Origin of the sequence: Nonomuraea sp. NPDC046570 (assembly GCF_040645915.1) — a bacterium.
Classification (GTDB): domain Bacteria; phylum Actinomycetota; class Actinomycetes; order Streptosporangiales; family Streptosporangiaceae; genus Nonomuraea.
On record NZ_JBEYZF010000091.1, the window covers coordinates 1 to 2091 of the forward strand.

At 57.2% G+C, this 2091-nt stretch carries 2 rRNA genes (1 of these 2 only partly in view); both read right to left on the reverse strand.

Features of this window, described 5'->3' with window-relative positions:
• Positions 1 to 2 precede the first annotated feature (2 nt).
• Positions 3 to 119, reverse strand: a 5S ribosomal RNA gene (gene rrf, locus ABZ911_RS42700).
• A 150-nt stretch (positions 120 to 269) separates the two neighbouring features.
• A 23S ribosomal RNA gene (locus ABZ911_RS42705) occupies positions 270 to 2091 on the reverse strand (it continues 1367 nt past the right edge of the window).

Sequence of the window (2091 nt, forward strand, 5' to 3'; positions counted from 1 at the left end):
TTGTGCGGCGGCGACCTACTCTCCCACACCCTCCCGAGTGCAGTACCATCGGCGCTGCAGAGCTTAACTTCCGGGTTCGGAATGTAACCGGGTGTTTCCCCTGCGCTATAACCGCCGCAACCCTACGAAACACGCAAGCGCTGCTTGCTGTCTCAGAATTGCGTAGTGGACGCGAGCAAAAATTCTTTCATGCACACCGTTTCGCGCTGTTCCGGACCCGGCGAAGAGAACGGAACGCTGCAGAAACCCAGCACACGAAAGTATGCTTTGTGGTCAAGTCCTCGGCCTATTAGTACCGGTCAGCTCCACACGTTACCGTGCTTCCACCTCCGGCCTATCAACCCGGTCGTCTACCGGGGGCCTTACCCACTCACGTGGTGGGAGACCTCATCTCAAGGCGAGCTTCCCGCTTAGATGCTTTCAGCGGTTATCCCTTCCGAACGTAGCCAACCAGCCGTGCTCCTGGCGGAACAACTGGCACACCAGAGGTTCGTCCGTCCCGGTCCTCTCGTACTAGGGACAGCTCCTTTCAAGTCTCCTGCGCGCGCAGCGGATAGGGACCGAACTGTCTCGCGACGTTCTAAACCCAGCTCGCGTACCGCTTTAATGGGCGAACAGCCCAACCCTTGGGACCTACTCCAGCCCCAGGATGCGACGAGCCGACATCGAGGTGCCAAACCATCCCGTCGATATGGACTCTTGGGGAAGATCAGCCTGTTATCCCCGGGGTACCTTTTAGCCGTTGAGCGACGGCGCTTCCACATGCCACCGCCGGATCACTAGTCCCAGCTTTCGCTCCTGCTCGACCCGTCAGTCTCACAGTCAAGCTCCCTTGTGCACTTACACTCAACACCTGATTACCAACCAGGCTGAGGGAACCTTTGGGCGCCTCCGTTACTCTTTAGGAGGCAACCGCCCCAGTTAAACTACCCACCAGACACTGTCCCCGATCCGGATCACGGACCAGGGTTAGACGTTCAAAACGACCAGAGTGGTATTTCACCAATGACTCCACCATCACTAGCGTGACAGCTTCACAGTCTCCCACCTATCCTACACAAGACGTTCCAAACGCCAATGTCAAGCTGTAGTGAAGGTCCCGGGGTCTTTCCGTCCTGCTGCGCGTAACGAGCATCTTTACTCGTAGTGCAATTTCGCCGGGTCTGCGGTTGAGACAGCGGGGAAGTCGTTACGCCATTCGTGCAGGTCGGAACTTACCCGACAAGGAATTTCGCTACCTTAGGATGGTTATAGTTACCACCGCCGTTTACCGGCGCTTAAGTTCTCACCTTCGCTGTGTTACCACAGCTAAGCGGTCCCCTTAACGTTCCGGCACCGGGCAGGCGTCAGTCCGTATACATCGTCTTACGACTTCGCACGGACCTGTGTTTTTAGTAAACAGTCGCTTCCCCCTGGCCACTGCGACCCCCACCAGCTCAGAAAGCTAGCTTCGTCACCAGCAGAGGTCCCCCTTCTCCCGAAGTTACGGGGGCAATTTGCCGAGTTCCTTAACCACAGTTCACCCGATCGCCTTGGTATTCTCTACCTGACCACCTGAGTCGGTTTAGGGTACGGGCCGCCATGAAACTCGCTAGAGGCTTTTCTCGGCAGCATAGGATCATCCACTTCGCCACAATCGGCTCGGCATCACATCTCAGGATATCTGCGAGGCGGATTTGCCTACCTCGCTCCCTACATGCTTACCCCAGGAACAACCATCGCCTGGGTTGGACTACCTTCCTGCGTCACCCCATCGCTTACCTACTACCCGATCGGATCGAGCGTTCACTCTGACCCCAAGCCCGAAGGCTTTAGGCGAGCTAAGGACTCTTAGCATCACGAGGTTCGATATGGGCGTCTCAAAGCGGGTACGGGAATATCAACCCGTTGTCCATCGACTACGCCTGTCGGCCTCGCCTTAGGTCCCGACTTACCCTGGGCGGATTAGCCTGGCCCAGGAACCCTTGGTCATCCGGCGCGAGGGTTTCTCACCCTCGATTCGCTACTCATGCCTGCATTCTCACTCGTGTGCACTCCACGGCTAGATCACTCTGCCGCTTCACCGCACACACGACGCTCCCCTACCCATCA